Source organism: Paraburkholderia sp. (genome assembly GCF_024281035.1).
GTDB lineage: Bacteria > Pseudomonadota > Gammaproteobacteria > Burkholderiales > Burkholderiaceae > Paraburkholderia.
In genome coordinates this window covers 82556-106509 of the sequence record NZ_JAMXLH010000066.1, presented here as the reverse complement: position 1 = coordinate 106509, position 23954 = coordinate 82556, and the positions used below count along the sequence as shown (strand labels likewise).

The following is a 23954-nucleotide window of genomic DNA, read 5'->3' as shown; positions in this document are numbered from 1 at the left end:
GCGCAACCTGGCCGTATGGCCTGGTTGCGCCGGCTTTCCCGCCGCCTTTCCCGACATTTCGACTTATCGCTGCGCGGCGAACGCGTAGAGCGCGTCGAGCGTCGCGTCGGGCTGCTCGGTCATCAGCGCGTGGCCCGCGTCGACCGTCACCGTATCGACTTGCACGCCCGCCTGCGCGAGCGCGTCGGCAATCGGGCGCGCCGCGCGCGGCGGCGTCATCGCATCGCGTTTTCCCACGACCAGCCGCACCGGGCAGCGCACCTTCGCCGCGCTCGCGAGGCCGTCCACGTAATCGTTGCAGGCCGCGAAATCGGTATGGAAAAGCTGCGGCTCGCTGCGCGCCGAGACGCGCTCCATGAGCCGCTGATTCACGCCGCGCAGCCAGAAACCGGGGCCCGGGTTAGACGGTTTTGCCGCGAGCGTCGAATGCGACCACTGATTCACGAGTGCGATGGCTTCGGGCTCGCGTTCGCGGGCGGCGTCGAGCAGCATCGGCGAAACCGTCATCGGGAAGGCGCTCGCGAGCAACGCCACGCGGCGCGCGCGCTCCGGATGGCGTGCCGCGAATTCGAGCGTGATTAGCGAGCCCATGCTGTGTCCGGCGACGAACGCCTCCTTGACGCCGAGCGCATCGAGCAGTGCGGCGAGCCAGTCGGCGAGCGCGCCGATGCTCGTAAGTGCGGGGCCCGCGCTGCGCATGTGGCCGGGCAGATCGACGGCCAGCACGCTGAAACCGTGATGCGCGAAGTAGCGCGATTGCAGCCCCCAGACGCTGTGATCGTGCTCCGCGCCGTGAACGAACACGGCGGCGGGCAGCGCCGGATCGAACGGGCGGCCGCCCGTGTAGGCATAGGCCGGTTTGCCTTGCACGTCGACGATCATGACGCCTCCTTGCCGGCCTGCTTCGCGTTCGCGCCGGGCGCTGCTTTCTGCGCTGCTTTCTCCGTCGCCTTCTGCGACGCCTTGAGCGCGCGCTTGAGGTCGTCGATGAGGTCGTCCGGGTCCTCCAGGCCGATCGAAAGGCGGATCGTGCCTTCCGCGATGCCTGCGGCGGCGAGGGCGGCCGCGTCCATGCGGAAGTGCGTCGTCGAGGCGGGATGGATCACGAGCGAGCGCACGTCGCCGACGTTCGCGAGATGCGAGAAGAGCGTAAGCGCTTCGATGAAGTGCTTGCCCGCGTCGCGCCCGCCGTGCAGGTTGAAGCTGAACACGGCGCCCGCGCCGCGCGGCAGCAGCCGTTGCGCGAGCGCGTGATCGGGATGGCCCGGCAGCTCGGGATAAGCGACCGATTCGACGGCCTCGTTCGCGGCGAGAAACTCGACGACGCGCCGCGTATTGGCGACGTGCCGCTCCATGCGCAGCGGCAGCGTTTCGATGCCCTGAAGCAGTTGCCACGCCGCCTGCGGATGCAGGCATGCGCCGAAATCACGCAGGCCCTCGCGGCGCGCGCGCAACAGGAAGGGCGCGACGGTGCTTTCCTCAGTGAAGACCATGCCGTGAAAGCCTGCGTAGGGTTCGGTGAACTCGGGGAAACGGCCGGACGCCTCGAAGTCGAACGTGCCGCCGTCCACGAGCACGCCGCCGATGGTCGTGCCGTGGCCGCCGAGGAATTTCGTGGCCGAGTGGTAGACGAAATCCGCGCCGTGATCAAAGGGGCGCAGCAGATACGGCGTCGTGAACGTGGAATCGACGAGCAGCGGCACGCGGTGATCGTGGGCGATCTGCGCGACGGCCGCGATGTCGAGCACTTCGAGGCCCGGATTGCCGAGCGTTTCGCCAAAGAGCAGGCGCGTGTTCGGCCGCAGCGCGGCGCGCCAGGCGTCGAGATCGCCTGGTTTGACGAATGTCGTCTCGATGCCGAAGCGTCGAAGCGTATATTCAAGCAGGTTGTGCGAGCCGCCGTAGAGCGCCGCCGATGCGACGATGTGCGCGCCCGCGCCCATCAGCGTCGCGATTGCCAGATGCAGCGCGGCCTGGCCGCTCGCGGTGCCGATCGCGCCCGCGCCGCCCTCAAGCGCGGCGACGCGCTCCTCGAATACGGCGACGGTCGGGTTCGAAATGCGCGAGTAGACGTGCCCGGCGCGCTCCATGTTGAAGAGCGCGGCGGCGTGATCGGCATCGCGGAAGCTGAAAGACGTGGTCTGGTAGATCGGCGTCGCGCGGGCGCCGGTGGCGGGGTCGGGGGCCGCGCCGGCATGCAGCGCGAGCGTATCGAAACGGGTGTCGGGCATCGTGGCGGCGCAGCCGGCGCTCGACCGGCATTCGAGATTAGGTGACGGAATCGTAACATCGCCGGGGCCGTGCGGAAGCCCAGGCAAAGCGAGCGGGCGGCGATGGTGGTTCCGAACGCGGTTTTTCAGCGACGGATGCCGCGCGGCGCGAGGTTGGAGCGATGTGGGCAAAAGCGCGCGGCACGGCCCGGCAGCCGCCCGCAGGTTCGCTTTCCTTTTGGCGGCCTTTCCGCTAGGATCGAAAACAGGTAGGTATCTTTCCAGCATCTCTCCCCCATTTCGCGGGATTTCCAGGAGCCAGATCATGCGCGTGAGCGACATCCTCGAGGTCAAGGGCAATGTGCTCTACACCGTCACGCCCGACACCCTGTTGAAGGACGCAGTCAGCACCATGGCCGAGCACGACATCGGCTCGCTCGTCGTGATGGAGTACGGCGATCTCGTCGGCATGCTGACGTTCCGCGAGGTCATCCTCACGCTGCGCACGACCGGCGGCAGCGTCGGCACCTCGACGATCCGCAAGGTCATGGACGATCACCCCATCACCTGCACGCCCGAAACCGATATCAACGAAGTGCGCCGCATGATGCTCGAGCATCACGTGCGCTATCTGCCGGTGATGGAGAAGGGCGGGCTGATGGGCGTGATTTCGTTCTACGACGTCGCGAAGGCCGTGGTGGAAGCGCAGGGCTTCGAGAACCGCCTGCTGAAGGCGTATATCCGCGACTGGCCCGAGGAAGAGCGTCAACCGGCGCGCTGAGCCGCGTCGTTTGCGTTTGACGTTTGTATTGCGTCAGGTATGAAAAAGCGCGCATCAGGCGCGCTTTTTCACGTCTGCCTAATGTGTACCCGCGATGTGTACCCGCGATGTACCAGCGACGTACCCGCGGTGTACCTGCGATCTGCCAGCGGTACTTTGCGCAGCTTCACTCCATTCGATGAACGATCGTCCGATCCCCGCCGCGCAAGATGCCGCGCGCGAACACGCGGCTCACGCGTCGCAGTACCGCCTGCTGCGCGAGCGGCGTTTTGCGCCTTTCTTCTGGACGCAGTTTCTTGGCGCGATGAACGACAACGTGTTCAAGATCGGCTTCACGTCGCTCGTCACGTATCAGGCGGCGCGCTTTTCCGGCATCGATCCGAAGACCGTCGCGTTCCTTATTTCGGCGATCTTCATCGCGCCGTTCGTGCTGTTTTCCGCGACCTCGGGCCAGGTCGCCGACAAGTTCGACAAGGCGATGCTCACGCGCTGGGTCAAGACCTTCGAAATCGCCGTGATGCTGGTCGGCGCCGCGGGCTTCTGGCTGCACAACGCGCCGCTGCTCTATGCGTGCACGTTCCTGATGGGCGTCCATTCGACCGTGTTCGGGCCGGTCAAATACGCGTATCTGCCGCAGAAACTCGCCACGGATGAACTCGTCGGCGGCAACGGGCTCGTCGAATCCGGCACCTTTGTCGCGATCCTGCTCGGGACGATCGTCGGCGGCGTGGCGGCGGCCACAGGTGCGTCCGCTGTGGGCATTGCAGGCACCAGCACCGGCGCCGTGTGGCTCGGCGCCGTGTGCATTGTGCTCGCGCTGGTCGGGCGTACCGTGTCGGCCTTCGTGCCGCCTTGCCCGCCGCCGCAGCCGGGGCTGCGCATCAACTGGAATCCGGTCTCCGAAACCTGGCGCAACCTGCGGCTCGCGCACGGCAACCGCGCTGTGTTCCTGAGCCTGCTCGGCATCTCGTGGCTGTGGTTCGTCGGCGCGACGTTCCTCGCGTCGTTCTTCAATTTCGCGAAAGACGTCCTGATGGCCGATGCCGATGTCGTCACCGTGCTGCTCGCCATGTTTTCGTTCGGCATCGGCGCGGGTTCGCTGCTGTGCGAGCGGCTGTCGCGGCGGCGCATCGAGATCGGGCTCGTGCCGCTCGGCTCGATCGGCATGAGTGTGTTCGGCATCGATCTCTTCTTCGCGAGCCATGCGTTGCCCGCGGCGCCGCATCTGCTGTCGGTCGGCGAATTTCTCGGCATAGCTGCGCACTGGCGCGTGCTCGCCGATCTGTTCCTGCTCGCGATGTTCGGCGGCTTCTACAGCGTGCCGCTCTACGCGTTGATCCAGAGCCGCAGCGAGCCGAGCCATCGCGCGCGCATCATCGCCGCGAACAACATTCTCAATTCGCTTTTCATGATTGCGTCCGCAATCATGGCGATGGCGCTCACGCGCGCGGGCGTCAGCATCCCGAGTATTTTTCTCACGACCGCGCTGCTCAACATCGTCGTCGCGGCGTACATCTACACGCTTGTGCCCGAGTTCCTGCTGCGTTTTATCGCGTGGGTGCTGTTGCATACGTTCTATCGCGTGCGGCTCGTGAACGTCGAGCGCATTCCCGCCGAGGGTCCGGCCGTGCTGATCTGCAATCACGTGAGCTACGTCGACGCGATCGTCATCATGGCCGAGAGCCCGCGCCCGATCCGCTTCGTCATGGATTACCAGATCTTCCGGCATCCGTTTTTCGGCTGGGTGTTCCGGCATGCGAAGGCGATTCCGATTGCGCCGGCGCACGAGGACGCCGCGCGGCTCGCGCGTGCGTACGACGCGTGCGCCGACGCACTGGCCGACGGCGAACTCGTGTGCATCTTTCCCGAAGGCAAGCTCACGAAGACGGGCGACATCAACCCGTTTCGCCACGGCGTGATGGAGATTCTGAGGCGCTCGCCGGTGCCCGTCGTGCCGATGGCGCTGCGTGGACTGTGGGGCAGCGTGTTTTCGCGTCAGTCCGGACCCGTGCTGCCGCGCCCGCTGCGCCGCGGGCTGACGAGCCGGCTCACGTTGGCCGTGGGCGAGCCGATCGCGCCCGATGAAGCGACGCTCGAACGGTTGCAGGAGAGCGTCGCCGATTTGCGCGGCGCGCGGCGGTAGGGCGCAGGATGCCGCCGTCCTCGCCATGCACCCCGGGCGGCGCGCCACGCGGGCTGGCATAATGCTGGATTCCCCGCTTCACATTGGACGACTGCCATGTCTGGCAATACGCTCGGTACGCTTTTCACCGTCACCACCTTTGGCGAATCCCATGGTCCGGCCATCGGCTGCGTTATCGACGGCTGCCCGCCAGGGATGGCGCTGACCGAAGCCGATATCCAGCATGACCTGGACCGACGCCGCCCGGGCACGTCGCGTCACGTGACGCAGCGCCAGGAAGAGGACAAGGTCGAGATTCTCTCGGGCGTGTTCGAAGGCACGACGACCGGCACGCCCATCGCGCTCCTGATCCGCAATACGGACCAGCGCAGCAAGGACTACGGCAATATCGCCGAGACCTTCCGCCCCGGCCACGCCGATTACACCTACTGGCAGAAATACGGCATCCGCGACTATCGCGGCGGCGGCCGTTCGTCGGCGCGCCTGACCGCACCGACCGTGGCGGCGGGCGCGGTCGCGAAGAAGTGGCTGCGCGAGCGCTTCGGCGTCGAAGTGCGCGGCTATATGGCGTCGCTTGGGGAAATCGACGTGCCGTTCGTCGACTGGAAGCATGTGCCCGAGAATCCGTTCTTCGTGCCGAACGCCGAAATCGTGCCGCAACTCGAGGCTTACATGGACGCATTGCGCCACGACGGCGACTCGATCGGCGCGCGCATCAACGTGGTGGCGTCGGGCGTTCCGGTCGGGTGGGGCGAGCCGCTCTTCGACCGCCTCGACGCCGACATTGCGCACGCGATGATGGGCATCAACGCGGTGAAGGGCGTGGAGATCGGCGCGGGCTTCGCGAGCGTCGCGCAACGCGGCTCGGTCCACGGCGACGAACTCACGCCGAATGGCTTTCACGGCAATCATGCGGGCGGCGTGCTCGGCGGGATTTCGACCGGGCAGGACGTCACCGTTTCGATCGCGATCAAGCCGACGTCGAGCATTCGCACGCCACGCCGCTCGATCGACAAGGCTGGTGTGGCCGCAACCGTTGAGACATTCGGCCGCCACGATCCGTGCGTGGGCATCCGTGCGACGCCGATTGCCGAGGCGATGCTCGCGCTCGTGCTGATCGACCATGCGCTGCGCCATCGTGCGCAGTGCGGGGATGTCGTCGTGACGACGCCGAAAATCGCGGCGAGCGATGACTGACCGGCGCGTGACCGGCGCCTGAGCGTCGCGAGGTGGGGTGGAGGTAACATTCGCCTCGCCCGCCGGCCAATAAAAATGCCGCTTCTTGAAGCGGCATTTTTTTGGTGGTTTCCCGACTTACATGTTCGGGTAGTTCGGACCGCCGCCGCCTTCGGGCGTGACCCACACGATGTTCTGCGTCGGGTCCTTGATGTCGCAGGTCTTGCAGTGCACGCAGTTCTGCGCGTTGATCTGCAGGCGGTCGCTGCCGTCTTCGTTTTTCACGAACTCATAGACCGCAGCCGGGCAGAAACGCGCCTCCGGGCCTGCATAGGTGCGCAGGTTCACGTTCACCGGCACGCTCGGGTCCTTCAGCGTGAGGTGCGCGGGCTGGTTTTCCTCGTGGTTCGTGTTGGAGATGAACACCGAGGACAGCCGGTCGAACGTGAGTTTGCCGTCGGGCTTCGGATACTCGATCGGCTTGCACTGCGACGCGGGCTTCAGCATCTCGTTGTCGCGATGCTGGTGATGCAGCGTCCAGGGCACCTTGCCGCCGAAGAGCTTCTGCTCGATACCGACCATCAGCGTGCCGAAATACAGGCCCTTGGCCATCCACTGCTTGAAGTTGCGCGCCTTGTACAGCTCCTCATGCAGCCACGACTGCCTGAACGCTTCGGGATAAGCCGTGAGTTCGTCGTGCTGGCGGCCCGCCTGGACGGCGTCGAACGCCGCCTCGGCGGCCAGCATGCCGGTCTTGATCGCCGCGTGGCTGCCCTTGATGCGCGAGGCGTTCAGGAAGCCCGCGTCGTCGCCCACCAGCGCGCCGCCCGGGAACGTGAGCTTCGGCAGCGACATCAGGCCGCCCGCCGTGAGTGCGCGCGCGCCATAGGAAACACGCTTGCCGCCTTCGAGGTACTTGCGGATCTCGGGGTGCGTCTTGTAGCGCTGGAACTCCTCGAACGGCGACAGGTACGGGTTCGTGTAGGCAAGGCCGACGACAAAACCGACCATCACCTGGTTGTTGTCGATGTGATAGAGGAACGAGCCGCCGTAGGTGTGGGCGTCGAGCGGCCAGCCCGCGGTGTGGACGACGAGACCGGGCTGGTGCTTCGCCGGATCGATTTCCCACAGTTCCTTGATGCCAATGCCGTAGACCTGCGGATCGGCGTTCTCGCCGAGCTTGAGCTTCTCGGTGAGCTGGCGGGCCAGATGCCCGCGTGCGCCCTCGCAAAAGAGCGTGTACTTCGCGTGCAGCTCCATGCCGAGCTGGAAGCTCCCGGTCGGCTCGCCATCCTTGCCGATGCCCATGTTGCCGGTGGCGACGCCCTTTACCGAGCCGTCTTCGCCGTACAGAATTTCGGCCGCTGGAAAGCCCGGGAATATCTCCACGCCGAGCGCCTCGGCTTGCTGGCCCAGCCAGCGCGTGACGTTCGCGAGGCTGATGACGTAGTTGCCGTGGTTCTTGAAGTTGTCCGGCAGTGCCCAGTTGGGCACCGATTTCGCGCCGGTTTCCGAAAGGAACAGGAAGCGGTCTTCGGTGACCTCGACGGTCACCGGCGCGCCCTGTTCCTTCCAGTCGGGGATCAGTTCACTAAGCGCGCGCGGGTCCATGACCGCGCCCGAGAGGATATGCGCCCCAATTTCCGAGCCTTTTTCCAGAACGCACACGCCGATCTCGACGCCTTTTTCCTGCGCCAGTTGCTTGAGGCGGATCGCTGCAGACAGGCCAGCCGGACCGCCGCCTACGATCACCACGTCGTATTCCATCGACTCGCGTGGGCCGTATTGCTCCAAAAGACTTGCAGGGGTCATCAAAGCTCCTCTTGCCATTAGAATGCTTTTTTCGGGTTCGTATTGTCGGGTAACGTTCCCCGGGCTGCAACCGGACAAATCAATTTAGGCACGATCGTTCTATTCTACGTCGGAAACGTCGTTTTTCTATTGACACGGATTCTGGTGTTACTTCTTCTCTGAACAGGGACCGCACATGGGCCGCTCGATCAATCTGGAAGGCAAGGTTGCGATGATCACCGGGGCATCCAGCGGGCTTGGCAAGCGCTTTGCCCGCGTGCTCTCGCAGGCTGGTGCGAAGGTCGTGCTGGCGAGCCGGCGCGTCGAGCGGCTCAAGGAGCTGCGCGCCGAGATCGAGGCCGAAGGCGGGGCCGCGCACGTTGTTTCGCTCGACGTGACGGACTACCAGAGCATCCGCTCGGCGGTGGCGCATGCCGAAACCGAGGCTGGCACCATCGACATCCTGGTCAACAACTCCGGCGTCTCGACCACGCAGAAGCTGGCGGACGTGACGCCCGCCGATTTCGAATACGTGTTCGACACGAACACCCGCGGCGCCTTTTTCGTCGCCCAGGAAGTCGCGCGGCGCATGATCATGCGCGGCAACGGCGGCGGCTCGAATCCGGCGTACCGCATCATCAACATCGCTTCGGTAGCCGGGCTGCGCGTGCTGCCGCAGATCGGTCTGTACGCGATCAGCAAGGCTGCTGTCGTGCACATGACGAAGGCGATGGCACTCGAATGGGGCCGCTACGGGATCAACGTGAACGCGATCTGCCCGGGCTACATCGACACCGAAATCAACCACCATCACTGGGCGACCGAGCAGGGCCAGAAGCTCATCTCGATGCTGCCGCGTCATCGTGTCGGCACACCCGAAGACCTCGACGGCCTGCTGCTGTTACTGGCGGCCGACGAGTCGTCCTTCATGAACGGCGCGATCATCACGGCCGACGACGGCTTCGGGCTCGCCTGAACGGCGGGCCAGGGCCGCCGCTCAGGCGCCTCGTATCAACGCAAAAAGAAGTGCAATGACTGATTACCACCCCGTTTTTGAAATGACCATGCCGATCCGCTGGGGCGACATGGATGCCTTCGGCCACGTGAACAACACGGTCTATTTCCGCTACATGGAGCAGGTGCGGATTTCCTGGTTCGAGCAGTTGGGCGTGGCGGGCAGCAATGCGGAAGGACAAGGGCCGGTGATCGTCAACGCCTCGATGGAGTTTCTGCGCCAACTGCACTATCCGGGCGATGTTTTGTGCACGATGACCGTTGGCCAGCCGGGCCGCAGCAGCTTCGACACCGGGTTCGAACTGCGCCGCGCCGACGACCCTGAAACGGTCTACGCGCGCGGTAACGCCCGTTGCGTGTGGATCGACTACGCGGCGGGCAAGTCCGTGCCGATTCCCGACACGCTGCGCGTGACGATCGAGCACGCTCCGCTCGTCAAGGCGAGCCGGCCCGGCTGAGTGCGCCACGGCGCGCTTGCCGTTGCCGATGCCAATGCGGTCGCGGTTGCCGTTGCCGATGCGGTTGCCGTTGCAGGCCGCACCCGCCGCCGTTATTGCCCGAGCAGCCGCTGCAGCAGTTCGGTCGCGTTGCCGGTGTCGTACTTGCGCATTAGCCGCGCGCGGTAGACGTCCACGGTGCGCGAGCTGATGTCGAGAATCCGGCCGATCTGCTTGCTGGTCTTGCCGGTGACCAGTTGCGCGGCGATTTCGCGCTCGCGCGGCGTCAGTTCGACGGCGACGCGCCGCGTCGCGCTCAGATCCTCGAAAGTCCAGACACCCGCTGCATGAGGCGCCGCGCGATCGAGCGAGCGGCCGGTCACGTGACACCAGAAGAGCTCGCCGCCGGCACGTTTCATAATGCGATCGTCGGCGTAGCTTCCGAGCGCGCTCATGATCGGTGGAATGCGCGTGCCGATGCGCTCGAATTCGTCCTCCGATGGGTACAGCACCTGAAACGACTGGCCGATCAGCGCCTCGCGCGTGCAGCGGAAAATGGCGGCGACCTGGTCGTTGCAGTCTTCGATGATGCGTTCGCGCGATAGCACGAGGCCGATCGGCGCCAGGTGAAAGGCGGTCTGATAGTCGAGCGCGGAGCGGGCAGGCGTGTCGTGCATGGCGGAGATGCGGGTATTGCTTTATGTAGTTTTGCGTATTGTGCCGCAACATGCCGCCAGCGTACGCTTTGCACCCATCGGAAGGCCGATTGGCCGAACGGCCGGGACGGTATGCCCGACTGCACCGCCACGCGTGCATGGCTAGAATGAAGCCTTCCCGGGACGGGCTCGACGTCCCCGCGCAAGGCCGGAACAAACCCGTATCCGGATTTCCATTCGAGGAAAGGACACACTGATGAACAAGGTCTACCCAGGCGCGGCTGCCGCGCTCGAAGGCATCGTCAAGGACGGCCAGACATTCGCAGTCGGCGGTTTCGGGTTGTGCGGCATTCCCGAGGCGCTGATCGGCGCGCTGCGCGACACAGGCGTAAAGGGCATTACCTGCATCAGCAACAATGCGGGCGTGGACGGCTTCGGTCTCGGCCTGCTGCTGGAGACGCGCCAGATCAAGAAAATGATCTCGTCGTACGTGGGCGAGAACAAGGAATTCGAGCGCCAGTATCTCGCGGGCGAGCTCGAGCTTGAGTTCACGCCGCAGGGCACGCTGGCCGAGAAGCTGCGCGCAGGTGGCGCGGGCATTCCGGCGTTCTTTACGAACACGGGCTATGGCACGCTGATTGCCGAGGGCAAGGAAACGCGCCAGTTCGGCGACCGGCACTACGTGCTCGAGCACTCGCTGACGGCCGACGTGGCGCTCGTGAAGGCGTGGAAGGCGGACAAGTCGGGCAACCTCGTTTACCGCCGTACGGCGCGCAACTTCAATCCGATGTGCGCGATGGCGGGCAAGATCACGGTCGTGGAGGTCGAGGAGATCGTCGAGAACGGCGAACTCGATCCGGATGCGATCCATACGCCGGGCATCTTCGTACAGCGCATCGTGCTCAATGCGCACCCGGAAAAGCGTATCGAACAACGCACCGTGCGCGCTGCGGCACGCGCCTAAGGGAGACCGATCATGGCATGGAATCGTGAGGAAATGGCCGCACGCGCGGCGCAGGAACTGCAGGACGGCTTCTACGTGAACCTCGGCATCGGCTTGCCGACGCTCGTGGCGAATCACGTGCCCGAAGGCATGGAAGTCTGGCTGCAGTCGGAAAACGGCCTGCTCGGCATTGGCCCGTTCCCGACCGACGAAGAGGTCGACGCGGACATGATCAACGCCGGCAAGCAGACCGTGACGACGCTGCCGGGCTCGTCGATCTTCTCGTCGGCTGACTCGTTTGCGATGATTCGCGGCGGGCACATCAATCTCGCGATCCTCGGGGCGATGCAGGTGAGCGCAAAGGGCGACCTCGCGAACTGGATGATCCCGGGCAAGATGATCAAGGGCATGGGCGGCGCGATGGACCTGGTTGCGGGTGTCAAGCGCGTGGTCGTGCTCATGGAGCACGTCGCGAAGGGCGACCAGCACAAGATTCTCGAAGCCTGCACGCTGCCGCTTACGGGTGTGGGCGTCGTGAACGTCATCATCACCGATCTGGGCGTGATCGAGGTGACCGACGCGGGCCTCGTGGTGACCGAGCTGGCGCCGGGCGTGACCGCCGAGGAAATCAAGGCGAAGACGGGCGCGCCGCTCGACGTGAGCGCCATGCACTGAAAGCTGTAGCGGCTGTAGAGACGCGGACGGCTCGAACATGATCGGGGCGGGCGGGACTTCGGTCTCGCCCGTTTCGTTTTTGGACGTGTCCATTCTCGCGCCTCGGCGAGCGCGTGAAACGTCGGCCGAACGGCATAGGCCGGTTGGCCAGGTCGCATACGTGCGCCGCCTTGCTGCGCGGGGCAACCGGGCGAACCAGCAGGCTCCGGCAAGACCCTGCCGGCACCCGGCGTGTGGCTCTCGTGCGGCGCAAAGCCGTTTACAATCGGCCCACAGCCTTCAACGAGGAGTCATTGATGAGCCAGGCGTCCGCTTTGCCGCGACAACACCATGTTCAGTGTCTGAGCCCCTCGGGCCTGCATCGCATCGCGTACACGGAGTGGGGTGACGCAGCCAATCCGCGCGTGCTCGTATGCGTGCACGGACTCACGCGGTCGAGCCGTGACTTCGACCGGCTCGCCGTCGCGTTGTCGGATACGTACCGCGTCGTGTGCCCCGATGTGGTGGGGCGCGGGTTGTCGTCGTGGCTCGTCGATCCGCGCGGCTACGGTGTCGCGCAGTACGTGGCCGACATGGTCACGCTGATCGCGCGCACGGGCGTCGAGAGCGTGGACTGGTTCGGCACGTCGATGGGCGGCTTGATCGGCATGGCTCTCGCGGGCTTGCCCGACGCGCCGATTGGCCGCATGGTGCTGAACGACGTGGGGCCGCATATCGAGCCTGCGGCGCTTGAGCGCATCGGCGACTACGTCGGCCGCGATGAGCGATTTCCTTCGCTGCAGGCAGGCATCGATCGCGCGGCGCAGCTTGCTGCGTCGTTCGGGCCGCTCACTGCTGACGACTGGCGCGAGATCAACACGCCGCTGTTGCATGAAGTGGATGGCGAGTGGCGCATGCGCTACGACCCGCGCATCGGCGAGCCGTTCAAGAGCATTACGCCCGAACTGAGCGCACAGGGCGAGCAGTTCATGTGGCGTTCGCTGTCGGCGTTCAAGGGGCCGGTGCTCGTTGTGCGTGGCGAGCATTCGGATCTGCTGTCGCGTGAGACGGTGGCGAAAATGGTCGCGGCCGGACATGACGTGTCGAGCGTCGAAATTCCGGGCGTGGGCCATGCACCGGCATTTTTGGATGCCGGGCAGATCGCAGTGGCACAGCGCTTCCTCTGCGCGTCTCACGCCGAAGCGTCATAATGTGAAATTGGCCGAAACGGCCTCAGAGTCACCTGCAGTCAACCTCTACAGGATTATTTATGGCAGTCATTCGTCACCACGTCGGTCCGCGTCTTTCGGAAATGGCCGTTCACAACGGCACGGTCTATCTCGCCGGCCAGATCGCGGAAGACTCGAAGCAGGACATCACCGGTCAGACGCGGGAAGTCCTCGGCCATATCGACCGCCTGCTTGCCGAAGCGAACAGCGATAAATCGCTGCTGCTTTCCGTGCAGATCTATATCGCAGACATGAAGGATTTTCCCGGCATGAATGCCGTGTGGGATACGTGGGTCGAGCAGGGCGCAACGCCGCCGCGCGCGACCGTCGAGGCGAAGCTCGCGAATCCGGAATGTCTCGTCGAAATCGTCGTGGTGGCGGCGCAGCGCAGTTGAGCATCCGCGCCATCCTCTACAGTTGTTGGCTCTTTCCTGTTGCATCCCGTCCGGCGTGCCGGCGGGCACCGTCTCATGAGTAGCGATAGCCTTCCATCCGAGCATGCCGTTGCGGCTGTGCTGCCGTCCATCGACGACGCGCTTGCGTTCGTGCGCGAACACGCGGGCGACGCGCGCCTGTCGACGGGCGAGTTGTTGATCGAGCATGCACAGGGCACGGTAACGCTCGTAGGCGCGCTGAACCTCGACCCGCCAACGGTGCTTGCTGCGGCGCTCTTCAACATCGCGCCGCATCTGGACGACCCCGAAACGATGCTCGAAGCGCGCTTCGGACCGGAAGTGACGAAGCTCGTCTTCGACGTCCGCAAACTGCTGCGTCTTGGCACCGTGAGCTTGCGCGCGGCACAGGTCGCTGCGACCGGCGCCGGGCACGACACGCAGTCCGAGCGCCGCGCGCAGGTCGAATCGCTGCGCAAGATGCTGCTCGCGTTCGCGCAGGATATTCGCGTCGTGCTGATCCGGCTCGCGTCGCGGGTGCAGTCGCTGCGCTACTACGCAGCGGCAAAGATCACGCCCGCGCCGGCAGTGTCGAGCGAGACGCTCGAAATCTACGCGCCGCTTGCAAACCGGCTTGGCATCTGGCAACTCAAGTGGGAACTCGAAGACCTCGCGTTTCGCTTCGAGGAGCCCGCCACCTACAAGCGCATCGCGAAGCTGCTCGATGAAAAACGCGTCGAGCGCGAGTCCTATGTCTCCGAAGCGATCGCGCGGCTAAAGCGCGAAATCGCGGCGGCGCAGATCCATGCCGAGGTGAGCGGACGGCCCAAGCACATCTACAGCATCTGGAAGAAGATGCGGGGCAAGGATCTCGATTTCTCGGAGCTTTACGATGTGCGCGCCTTCCGCGTCATCGTGCCGGATATCAAGGATTGCTACACGGTGCTCGGCATCGTGCACAACCTCTGGCAACCGGTGCCGAAGGAATTCGACGACTACATTTCGCGCCCCAAGCCCAACGGTTACCGCTCGCTGCATACGGTCGTGATCGGCGACGACGGACGCGCGTTCGAAGTGCAGATCCGTACGCAGGAGATGCACCGGTTCGCCGAGTACGGCGTGGCCGCGCACTGGCGCTACAAGGAAGCCGGTTCGCGCGGCTACGGCGGGCAGTTCAGCGCAAGCGGAAGCTATGACGAGAAGATCGCGTGGCTGCGCCAGCTGCTCGCATGGAAGGACGATGTCGCGGACGGCCGTCAGCCCTGGGAGCAACTGCGCCAGACCACGCTCGACGACGACCATATCTACGTATTGACGCCGCAGGCGCGCGTGATCGCGCTGCCGATCGGCGCGACGCCCCTCGATTTCGCGTACCACCTGCACAGCGAGCTTGGCCATCGCTGCCGCGGCGCGCGCGTGGACGGCGCGATGGTGCCGCTCAACACGGCGCTGCGTAATGGGCAGACCGTCGAGGTCGTCACGGTGAAGGAGGGCGGCCCGTCGCGCGACTGGCTCAATCTGCAGCTTGGCTATCTGCAGAGCTCGCGCGCACGGCAAAAAGTGCGGGCGTGGTTCAACGCCATCGATGCGCAGGAGAACATCGCGAACGGCCGGGCGATGGTCGAAAAGACCCTGCAGCGCGAGGGCCGCACGTCGGTCAGTCTCGATCAGCTTGCGGTGCGGCTCGGCTTCAAGACGCCCGACGAACTGTTCGCCGTGGTCGGCAAGGAAGAGTTCAGTCTGCGCAGTGTCGAGCAGGCGCTGCACGATGCACCCGCGGCCGAACCGCAAGTGGAAACGCCCGAGCAGCTCACGAAGCGCGCGAGCGGGACGAACGTGGCGCATGGAGCGTCGTCGGGCGTACTCGTGGTCGGCGTCGACGCGCTTCTCACGCAGCTTGCGCGCTGCTGCCGTCCGGCGCCGCCGGATGACATCTGCGGGTTCGTCACGCGCGGCAAGGGCATGTCGATCCATCGCAGCGATTGCCCGACGTTCCTGCGCATGGCGCACCGCTCGCCCGAGCGCGTGCTGCAGACCACATGGTCCGCAGACGTGATGGGCGGACGCGGCAAGTCGGTCTATCCGGTGGATATCTCGATCGAGGCCAGCGACCGCCAGGGCCTGCTGCGCGATATTTCGGAAGTGTTCGCACGCGAAAAGATGAACGTGATCGGCGTGAAAACGCAGTCGCGGCGCAACGCGGCGTACATGATGTTTACCGTCGAGGTGTCGAGCTCCGCGCAGATCCAGCGGGCCTGCTTGCTGCTCGGCGAGGTGAGCGGCGTAGTGAGAGCGGCGCGCAAGGGATGACGAGCGGTAACAAGCGGTGATCGGGGGCGCGTTCACGCAGCGTTGTTCCTGCTTCGCAAAAACCGCTTGCCAAGTCTGCGGGCACTTCTTATAATCTCACTTCTTTAGGCTCGTAGCTCAGCTGGTTAGAGCACCACCTTGACATGGTGGGGGTCGTTGGTTCGAGTCCAATCGAGCCTACCAACGAAATCGGAGCAGCGGCATCGCCGAGGCTTCAAGTGCAGTAAAAGCTGTAGTGGAAACACTCAGCGCCACAAGGCGAATACGGTTATGACACCGCGAACGTTCACCGAAACTACTTCGGAGCGACGCTAGTCGAGGACCTCTTTCGCCCTGCTGTCTGGATTGAAAAAGTGAATGCGGCCCCTCGAAAGCGGGGCCGCATTTTTTTTGGCCGCGAGATCGTGTGCGGGTCTTTGCGGGCCTCTTTTACGGCGTGCGACTGGCTCAGATCGGGCCGGCCCATTTTGGAGAATGCAATGGTTGCGATACGTCTGCCTGACGGTTCGGTTCGACAGTACGATCATCCCGTGACGGTCGCCGAAGTGGCGGCCTCGATTGGCCCGGGTCTCGCCAAGGCGGCGCTCGGCGGCAAGCTCGACGGCGAACTGGTCGATACGTCAGCGCTGATCGATCGCGACGCATCGCTCGCCATCGTCACCGACAAGGACGCAGACGGCCTCGACATCATCCGTCATTCGACGGCGCACTTGCTCGCCTACGCGGTCAAGGATCTGTACCCGGAAGCGCAGGTCACGATCGGACCGGTCATCGACAGCGGCTTTTACTACGACTTCGCCTACAACCGTCCCTTTACGCCCGAAGATCTCGACAAGATCGAAAAGCGCATGCAGGAAATCGCGAAGAAGGACGAGCCGGTGTCGCGCCGCGTCGTTTCGCGCGGCGAAGCGGTCGATTACTTCTTGAGCATCGGCGAGAAGTACAAGGCGGAGATCATCGACTCGATTCCGGGCGCCGAAGACATCAAGCTGTACTCGCACGGCGGTTTCACGGACCTTTGCCGCGGCCCGCACGTGCCGTCCACCGGCAAGCTGAAGGTCTTCAAGCTCATGAAGGTTGCGGGCGCCTACTGGCGCGGCGACTCGAAGAACGAGCAGCTGCAGCGCATTTACGGCACGGCCTGGGCGAAGAAGGAAGATCAGGACGCCTACCTGCACATGCTCGAAGAGGCCGAGAAGCGTGATCATCGCAAGCTCGGCAAGCAGCTAGATCTGTTCCACATGCAGGACGAGTCGCCGGGCATGGTGTTCTGGCACCCGCGCGGCTGGACGCTCTGGCAGCAGGTCGAGCAGTACATGCGCGGCCGCCTGCGCGTGGCCGGCTACGACGAGATCAAGACGCCGATGATCATGGACCGCTCGCTGTGGGAAGCGTCGGGCCACTGGCAGAACTATCGTGAAAACATGTTCACGACGGAATCGGAAAAGCGCGACTACGCAATCAAGCCGATGAACTGCCCGGGCCACGTCCAGGTGTTCAATCACGGCCTGCGCTCGTACCGCGATCTGCCGCTGCGCTATGCCGAATTCGGCTCGTGCCACCGCAACGAGGCATCGGGCGCGCTGCACGGCTTGATGCGCGTGCGCGGCTTCGTCCAGGACGACGCGCACATCTTCTGTACGGAAGATCAGATCATCAGCGAATCCATCGCCTTCAACACGCTCGCGATGAGCATCTACAAGGATTTCGGGTTCGATCATATCGACATCAAACTGTCGCTGCGCCCGGATTCGCGTGCGGGGTCGGATGAAACGTGGGACCGCGCCGAGCAGGGTCTGCGCGACGCACTGACGGCCTGCGGCCTGAAGTGGGAAGAGCTGGCGGGCGAGGGTGCGTTCTACGGTCCGAAGGTCGAGTACCACATCAAGGACGCGCTTGGCCGGTCGTGGCAGTGCGGCACGCTGCAGCTCGATATGGTGCTGCCGGAGCGCCTTGGCGCCGAGTACGTGGCGGAGGACAACAGCCGCCGCCGCCCGATCATGCTGCACCGGGCGATTCTCGGCTCCATGGAGCGTTTCCTCGGCATTCTGATCGAGCACCATGCTGGTGCAATGCCGTCGTGGCTCGCACCAGTTCAGGTCGTGGTGATGAATATCGCGGGAAATCAGGCGGATTATGCCGCCAATCTGACTCAATCGTTGCAAAAACAAGGGGTTAGAGTGCAGGCTGATTTGCGCAACGAGAAAATTAGCTATAAAATACGCGAGCACACGCTTGAGAAGGTCCCGTACCTGCTTGTCGTCGGCGACAAGGAGCGTGAAGCACAGACGGTAGCCGTGCGTGCCCGTGGCGGTGTCGATCTGGGTGTCATGCCCGTCGATGCCTTCGCCGAGCGCCTGCGCGAGGAAGTGCAGACGTTCCGGTGAGCCACTCCGGCAGCGCGGCTCGTTTTTTTAATTTTTAGAGGAAACGTAACATCGCTACTGATAAGTCGCATCGCATCAACGGCGAAATTTCTGCGCCCGAGGTGCGTCTCGTCGGAATCGACAATGAGCCGCTCGGCATCGTAAAGCTCGCTGATGCGTTCCGGATGTCGGAACAACAGGACGTCGATCTGGTTGAAATTGCGCCGCAGGCAGTGCCTCCGGTTTGCCGTTTGATGGACTACGGCAAATTCAAGTACCAGGAGGCGAAGAAGCAGCACGAGGCCAAGCTCAAGCAGAAGGTCATCCAGGTCAAGGAAGTCAAATTCCGCCCGGGTACCGACGACGGCGATTACAACGTGAAGCTGCGCAATCTCACCCGCTTCCTCGAAGAAGGTGACAAGACGAAGATCACGTTGCGTTTCCGGGGCCGCGAAATGGCCCACCAGGAAATCGGCATGCGCATGCTCGAACGTCTGCGCCTTGACCTCGACGAGGTGGGCCAGGTCGAGCAGATGCCGAAGATGGAAGGGCGCCAGATGATCATGGTGCTCGCTCCGAAGAAAAAGAAGTAAGTACAGAAATGAGCACGCGTGGCGCCGCACTGGCGGCGCAGCGGGTGCGAAGTTTTGCGCAGTTTTAAGTGGTACGCCGCGGCGGTGTTCGATGCCGGGGTGCGAAGCAGGTTCCGGAACGGCGCCCGCGCGCCGCACGTTCAGTGCGGTAAACGGGCGTTTTTCCTGAAAGCGGCCGTTAGCAAGATCAGCCAGCTGCCAAAACAAGTGGAGTGGGTTTCGAAGGGCGGTCAGAGGGCAAAGCGCATCGCGCGCGAGAGCCAGCCGCACACCCATGTCCATCAAATAATGGAGTATTCGTCATGCCCAAGATGAAGACCAAGAAGAGCGCTGCAAAGCGCTTCGTGGTGCGTCCGGGTGGTACCGTCAAGCGCGGTCAAGCCTTCAAGCGTCACATCCTGACCAAGAAGACCACCAAGAACAAGCGTCACCTGCGTGGTGCAACGGCCGTTCATGATTCCGATCTGAACTCCGTTCGCGCAATGATGCCGTTCGCGTAATCCTCAACCGACAACTCACAGGAGCTAAACATGCCTCGAGTAAAACGTGGGGTTACCGCACGGGCCCGTCACAAGAAGATCATCAACCTGGCCAAGGGTTACCGCGGCCGTCGCAATAACGTCTATCGCATCGCCAAGCAGGCGGTCATGCGCGCAGGCCAGTACGCCTACCGCGATCGCCGCAACAAGAAGCGTGTGTTCCGTGCACTGTGGATCACGCGTATCAACGCGGCGGTGCGTCAGCACGACATGACCTACAGCGTGTTCATCAACGGCCTGAAGAAGGCGTCGATCGAACTCGACCGCAAGGTTCTGGCCGACATGGCGGTGTTCGACAAGGCTGCATTTGCTGCGATCGTCAAGCAGGTGAAAGCCGCCGTCGCTGCCTGATAGCACCAGGTATTGCGCAGGTTCGTTGCAGCGAATACTCCGGCCGTTTCGCGGAGTGACGCATTCGCTGCAACAAAAACGGGGCTCCTCACCGAGCCCCGTTTTTGTTGGTAAATACGCTTCTTGCGCCGCTTTTTGCATCATTTCATGCCGTGCCGCTCGCACATCGTAGCGCGCAGCGGCATCGCTCAAGACTCAAACACTGACGCTGAAAAGATGGGATCAATGGATCTGGACCAGATTGTCGCCGACGCGCAAAGCGCCTTCACTTCCGCCCCTGACGTCAACACGCTCGAAAACGAGAAAGCCCGTTTTCTCGGCAAGTCGGGTTCGCTCACCGAGCTGCTGAAGGGCTTGGGCAAGCTCGATCCCGAGACGCGCAAGACCGAAGGCGCGCGCATCAACGCCGTCAAGCAGCAGGTCGAGGCCGCGCTGAACGCGCGCCGCCAGGCGCTTGCCGATGCGCTCCTGAACCAGCGCCTCGCCGCCGAGGCGATCGACGTGACCCTGCCGGGCCGCGGGCAAGGCAAGGGCAGTCTGCACCCGGTGATGCGCACGTGGGAACGTGTCGAGCAGATTTTCGGCTCGATCGGCTTCGACGTCGCCGACGGTCCGGAAATCGAGACCGACTGGTACAACTTCACGTCGCTCAACAGCCCCGAAAACCATCCGGCGCGCTCGATGCAGGACACGTTCTACATCGACGGCAAGGACGCCAAAGGCCTGCCGCTCGTGCTGCGCACCCACACGAGCCCGATGCAGGTGCGCTATGCGCGCACGCACACGCCGCCCATCAAGGTGATCGTGCCGGGCCGCACCTATCGCGTCGACAGCGACGCGACCCACTCGCCGATGTTCAACCAGGTCGAAGGCCTGTGGATCGAGGAGAACATCAGCTTCGCGGATCTGAAGGGCGTCTACACGGATTTCCTCAAGAAGTTCTTCGAGCGCGACGATATCAAGGTGCGCTTCCGTCCTTCGTACTTCCCGTTCACGGAGCCGTCGGCCGAAATCGACATGATGTTCGAGCATGGCAAGAACGCCGGCAAGTGGCTCGAGATCTCGGGCTCGGGCCAGGTGCATCCGACCGTGATCCGCAACATGGGCCTCGACCCGGAGCGCTATATCGGCTTCGCGTTCGGCAGCGGTCTCGAACGCCTGACGATGCTGCGTTACGGCGTGCAGGATCTGCGCCTGTTCTTCGAAGGCGATCTGCGCTTCCTGCGCCAGTTCGCCTGAGGCGTCCCTTCGCGGGACGCGACGCATCTGCGCTTTGCGAGGCGGACGCTGCACTGAAATAACGGTGCGCGAGAACCCTTCGCTGTGGTCTCAATCTGTCTGGAACGTACAACGAAATGCTATTCCCCGAATCCTGGCTGAGAAGCTTTGTCGATCCGAAGCTCACGACCGACGAACTCGCCCACGCGCTCACCATGGCCGGCCTCGAAGTCGAAGGCCTGCGCCCGGTCGCGCCGCCCACGTCGAAGATCGTCGTCGGGCGCGTGCTCGAAGTCGTCAAGCACCCGGACGCGGACAAGCTCAACGTGTGTCAGGTCGATGCCGGCACGGGCGCGACGCTGAACATCGTCTGCGGCGCGCCGAACGTTGCGCCCGGCATCAAGGTGCCGGTGGCGCTCGTCGGCGCGGAACTGCCGCCCGCCGAGGAAGGCGGCAAGCCGTTCGCGATCAAGCTGTCGAAGCTGCGCGGCGTGGAAAGCCAGGGCATGCTGTGCTCGGCGCGCGAACTGAAGCTCTCCGAGGACCACAGCGGCCTGTTGATCCTGCCGCAAGACACGCCGATCGGCCAGGACATCCGCGAGACGCTCAACCTCGATGACACCATCTTCGAAATCAAGCTCACGCCGAACAAGGCCGACTGCCTGTCGGTGTACGGCGTTGCACGCGAAACGTCCGCGATTACCGGCGCGCCGCTGCTCGCGCCCGCGTTCCCGACGGTGAACGTGACGCTCGACGAAAAGCTGCCGGTGAAGATCTCGGCGCCGGACCTGTGCGGCCGCTTCTCGGGCCGCGTGATTCGCGGCGTGAACGCACATGCGAAGACGCCGCAATGGATGGTCGACCGTCTCGAGCGCTCGGGCCAGCGCAGCATTTCGGCGCTCGTCGACATCTCGAACTACGTGATGCTCGAACTGGGCCGCCCGTCGCACGTGTTCGATCTCGACAAGATCCACGGCTCGATGGACGTGCGCTGGGGCCGCAAGGGCGAGACGCTCAAGCTGCTCAACGGCAGCACCGTCGAAGTCGACGAAACCGTGGGCGTGATTGCCGACGAGCGCGAGATTGAAAGTCTCGCGGGCATCATGGGCGGCGACAGCACGGCCGTCTCGCTCGACACGACGAACATCTATCTCGAAGCGGCGTTCTGGTGGCCGGACAGCATCCGTGGCCGCTCGCGCCGCTACAACTTCTCGACCGATGCGGGCCATCGCTTCGAGCGTGGCGTCGACTGGTCGACGACCGTCGAGCATATCGAGCGCATCACGCAACTGATCCTCGATATCTGCGGCGGCGCAGCCGGCCCGATCGACGACCAGACCGTCAATGTGCCGAAGCGCGCGCCCGTGACCATGCGTGTGGCGCGTGCGAACCGCATCATCGGCGTGCAGATCGGCGCCGAAGAGATCGCGCAGATCTTCACGCGTCTTGGCCTCGCGTTCGAGCGCAGCCGTGGCGACGAGGGCGAAACGTTCAGCGTGACGCCGCCGGCGTACCGCTTCGACATCGAAATCGAAGAAGACCTGATCGAGGAAGTCGCGCGTATTTACGGCTTCGAGAAGATCCCGGCGAATCCGCCCGTCGCGAAGAGCGAGATGCGCACGACCAACGAGACGCGCCGCTCGATTCACGCGATTCGTCACGCGCTCGCCGCGCGCGACTATGCGGAAACGATCAACTTCAGCTTTGTCGATGCCGAGTGGGAGCAGGACTTCGCGGGCAACGACAAGCCCGTGCGTCTGCTGAACCCGATCGCGAGCCAGCTCTCGGTCATGCGCACGACGCTGTTCGGCAGCCTCGTCAATGTGCTGCGCCACAACCTCAACCGCCGCGCCGAGCGCGTGCGCGTGTTCGAGGCGGGCCGCATTTTCCTGCACGATCCGTCGATCGTTGCGGGCGAGATGACCGTCGAAGGCTTCGCACAACCGAAGATGATCGGCGTGCTCGCCTATGGTCAGGCATTCGAAGAGCAGTGGGGCGTGCCGTCGCGCGCCGTCGACTTCTTCGACATGAAGGGCGATCTCGAAGCGCTGTTCGCGCCGCGCGTGCCGCACTTCGTGAAGGCTGAGCATCCGGCGCTGCACCCGGGTCGCAGCGCGCGCATCGAAGTGGACGGCAAGGCGGTGGGCTGGATTGGCGAGATGCATCCGCGCTGGATGCAGAAGTACGATCTGCCGCACGCACCGATCCTCTTCGAGGTGGAAGCCGATGCGCTGATGGCATGCGAACTGCCGGCTCCGTCTGATGTCTCGAAATTCCCGCCGGTGCGCCGCGATATCGCGCTTGTCGTCGATCAGAAAATCGAGGTCCAGGCGTTGCTGGACGAGTTCCAGAATGGCATGCAGGATGAGGTTTGCCGGATTGTTCAGAGGGTTGCGCTTTTCGATGAATTTCGTGCAAAATCAAATACTTCCGGGCTTGGCGCGGACGAGAAAAGCCTTGCCTTCCGGGTGACCCTGCAAGATACTGGCGGAACCCTTCAGGACGAGACGGTCGATGCGGCCATCAAGTCCCTGGTGGACCGCCTGGCTCGAGTGTATGGCGCCCGGCTGCGTGGATAAGGTCTCGTAAGGCCTGAATAAGGCCTGAGGCTCACGCGTCCCGTTGACAAGGCTTCCGGTTTGCAGCGCTGTTGCATCCGGAAGCGCGCCATTTCATAGATAGATGAACGAAATGAACTCGAGTGATTTCGAAGCCCTCCTTGCGGCACAGCGAAGCGCCATGAATCGCGATATACCTGCCTCGACGGACACGCCGACGCTGACCAAAGCTGAGCTGGCGGAGCTGCTGTTCGACAACGTCGGGCTCAACAAGCGCGAGGCGAAGGACATGGTCGAAGCGTTCTTCGACGTGATCCGCGACGCGCTGGAGAGCGGCGACAGCGTGAAGCTGTCGGGCTTCGGCAATTTTCAGTTGCGCGACAAGCCGCAACGGCCTGGCCGCAATCCGAAGACGGGCGAGGCGATTCCGATCGCCGCGCGCCGTGTCGTGACGTTCCATGCGAGCCAGAAATTGAAGGCGCTGGTGGAAAGCGGCGCCGAAGCGAGCTTCACCCGCTGAACCCAAGCGGCGCCCCCGCCGCGGTGGCATGAGGCGGGCAGCGTAGCGAAACGGCGACGCGATATTGCGCAAC

21 protein-coding genes and 1 tRNA gene are annotated in these 23954 nt (G+C 63.9%); 18 read left to right on the top strand and 4 right to left on the bottom strand.

All coding sequences use genetic code 11. The features are described from left to right. Positions 1-63 precede the first annotated feature (63 nt). Both Q0L30_RS21735 and Q0L30_RS21730 read right to left on the bottom strand, forming a co-directional pair. Positions 64-882: an alpha/beta hydrolase gene (locus Q0L30_RS21735; RefSeq protein ID WP_296661717.1), complete on the bottom strand. Its 819-nt coding sequence runs from the start codon at positions 880-882 to the stop codon at positions 64-66. Next, the gene (locus Q0L30_RS21730; RefSeq protein ID WP_296661716.1) at positions 879-2231 is read right to left on the bottom strand and encodes an O-acetylhomoserine aminocarboxypropyltransferase; all 1353 of its coding nucleotides are present in this window, start codon (positions 2229-2231) and stop codon (positions 879-881) included. Before Q0L30_RS21730 ends, Q0L30_RS21735 begins: the two co-directional genes overlap by 4 nt. Positions 2232-2535: 304 nt before the next feature. On the opposite strand from Q0L30_RS21730, the gene Q0L30_RS21725 reads away from it, so the two are divergent. The 3 genes from Q0L30_RS21725 to aroC all read left to right on the top strand — a co-directional run bounded on the left by Q0L30_RS21725 (position 2536) and on the right by aroC (position 6331). Beyond that, complete coding sequence (locus tag Q0L30_RS21725; RefSeq protein ID WP_296661715.1) at positions 2536-2991, top strand: CBS domain-containing protein; 456 nt, start codon at positions 2536-2538, stop codon at positions 2989-2991. A gap of 178 nt (positions 2992-3169) precedes the next feature. Beyond that, positions 3170-5134 (top strand): MFS transporter, encoded by a 1965-nt coding sequence (locus tag Q0L30_RS21720; RefSeq protein WP_296661714.1) that lies wholly within the window; start codon positions 3170-3172, stop codon positions 5132-5134. Between the two features lie 96 nt (positions 5135-5230). After that, positions 5231-6331, top strand: a complete 1101-nt coding sequence (gene aroC / locus Q0L30_RS21715) for a chorismate synthase (protein ID WP_296661713.1) — start codon at positions 5231-5233, stop codon at positions 6329-6331. Positions 6332-6448: 117 nt separating this feature from the next. Here aroC and Q0L30_RS21710 read toward each other — a convergent pair whose 3' ends face one another. Further along, positions 6449-8122: an electron transfer flavoprotein-ubiquinone oxidoreductase gene (locus tag Q0L30_RS21710; RefSeq protein ID WP_296661712.1), complete on the bottom strand. Its 1674-nt coding sequence runs from the start codon at positions 8120-8122 to the stop codon at positions 6449-6451. Between the two features lie 175 nt (positions 8123-8297). On the opposite strand from Q0L30_RS21710, the gene Q0L30_RS21705 reads away from it, so the two are divergent. Together Q0L30_RS21705 and Q0L30_RS21700 are read left to right on the top strand one after the other, a co-directional pair. Beyond that, positions 8298-9077, top strand: coding sequence for an SDR family oxidoreductase (locus tag Q0L30_RS21705; protein ID WP_296661711.1), 780 nt, complete (start codon positions 8298-8300; stop codon positions 9075-9077). A gap of 55 nt (positions 9078-9132) precedes the next feature. Continuing rightward, positions 9133-9573: a thioesterase family protein gene (locus Q0L30_RS21700; RefSeq protein ID WP_296661710.1), complete on the top strand. Its 441-nt coding sequence runs from the start codon at positions 9133-9135 to the stop codon at positions 9571-9573. 92 nt (positions 9574-9665) lie between these two features. On the opposite strand, the gene Q0L30_RS21695 is transcribed toward Q0L30_RS21700, so the two are convergent. Further along, positions 9666-10229: a LuxR C-terminal-related transcriptional regulator gene (locus tag Q0L30_RS21695; RefSeq protein WP_293037413.1), complete on the bottom strand. Its 564-nt coding sequence runs from the start codon at positions 10227-10229 to the stop codon at positions 9666-9668. A 235-nt stretch (positions 10230-10464) separates the two neighbouring features. Between Q0L30_RS21695 and Q0L30_RS21690 the strand changes: the two genes are divergently transcribed. The 13 genes from Q0L30_RS21690 to Q0L30_RS21630 all read left to right on the top strand — a co-directional run bounded on the left by Q0L30_RS21690 (position 10465) and on the right by Q0L30_RS21630 (position 23881). Then, positions 10465-11172 carry a CoA transferase subunit A gene (locus Q0L30_RS21690; RefSeq protein WP_296661709.1) on the top strand — a complete coding sequence of 236 codons (708 nt, stop codon included), beginning with the start codon at positions 10465-10467 and terminating at the stop codon, positions 11170-11172. 12 nt (positions 11173-11184) lie between these two features. After that, positions 11185-11826 carry a CoA transferase subunit B gene (locus tag Q0L30_RS21685; protein WP_296661708.1) on the top strand — a complete coding sequence of 214 codons (642 nt, stop codon included), beginning with the start codon at positions 11185-11187 and terminating at the stop codon, positions 11824-11826. 296 nt (positions 11827-12122) lie between these two features. Continuing rightward, positions 12123-13016, top strand: a complete 894-nt coding sequence (locus Q0L30_RS21680; RefSeq protein ID WP_296661707.1) for an alpha/beta hydrolase — start codon at positions 12123-12125, stop codon at positions 13014-13016. Positions 13017-13075: 59 nt separating this feature from the next. Continuing rightward, the gene (locus tag Q0L30_RS21675) at positions 13076-13429 is read left to right on the top strand and encodes a RidA family protein (RefSeq protein ID WP_296661706.1); all 354 of its coding nucleotides are present in this window, start codon (positions 13076-13078) and stop codon (positions 13427-13429) included. 75 nt (positions 13430-13504) lie between these two features. Further along, the gene (locus tag Q0L30_RS21670) at positions 13505-15736 is read left to right on the top strand and encodes a bifunctional (p)ppGpp synthetase/guanosine-3',5'-bis(diphosphate) 3'-pyrophosphohydrolase (RefSeq protein WP_296661705.1); all 2232 of its coding nucleotides are present in this window, start codon (positions 13505-13507) and stop codon (positions 15734-15736) included. A gap of 106 nt (positions 15737-15842) precedes the next feature. After that, positions 15843-15919, top strand: a tRNA-Val gene (locus Q0L30_RS21665). A 296-nt stretch (positions 15920-16215) separates the two neighbouring features. Further along, entirely contained in the window at positions 16216-18123 is a 1908-nt protein-coding gene (gene thrS / locus Q0L30_RS21660) for a threonine--tRNA ligase (RefSeq protein ID WP_296661704.1), read from the top strand. Between the two features lie 50 nt (positions 18124-18173). After that, positions 18174-18695: a translation initiation factor IF-3 gene (gene infC, locus Q0L30_RS21655; RefSeq protein ID WP_293037456.1), complete on the top strand. Its 522-nt coding sequence runs from the start codon at positions 18174-18176 to the stop codon at positions 18693-18695. 302 nt (positions 18696-18997) lie between these two features. Then, positions 18998-19195, top strand: coding sequence for a 50S ribosomal protein L35 (gene rpmI, locus Q0L30_RS21650; RefSeq protein ID WP_296661703.1), 198 nt, complete (start codon positions 18998-19000; stop codon positions 19193-19195). 30 nt (positions 19196-19225) lie between these two features. Then, the gene (gene rplT / locus Q0L30_RS21645; RefSeq protein ID WP_004192938.1) at positions 19226-19585 is read left to right on the top strand and encodes a 50S ribosomal protein L20; all 360 of its coding nucleotides are present in this window, start codon (positions 19226-19228) and stop codon (positions 19583-19585) included. A gap of 225 nt (positions 19586-19810) precedes the next feature. Beyond that, on the top strand, positions 19811-20824 hold the full coding sequence (gene pheS, locus Q0L30_RS21640; RefSeq protein WP_296660985.1) for a phenylalanine--tRNA ligase subunit alpha: 1014 nt from the start codon (positions 19811-19813) through the stop codon (positions 20822-20824). A 116-nt stretch (positions 20825-20940) separates the two neighbouring features. Further along, entirely contained in the window at positions 20941-23382 is a 2442-nt protein-coding gene (gene pheT / locus Q0L30_RS21635) for a phenylalanine--tRNA ligase subunit beta (RefSeq protein ID WP_296660982.1), read from the top strand. Positions 23383-23485: 103 nt separating this feature from the next. Further along, on the top strand, positions 23486-23881 hold the full coding sequence (locus Q0L30_RS21630; RefSeq protein WP_293037441.1) for an integration host factor subunit alpha: 396 nt from the start codon (positions 23486-23488) through the stop codon (positions 23879-23881). The last annotated feature ends 73 nt before the right edge of the window (positions 23882-23954 follow it).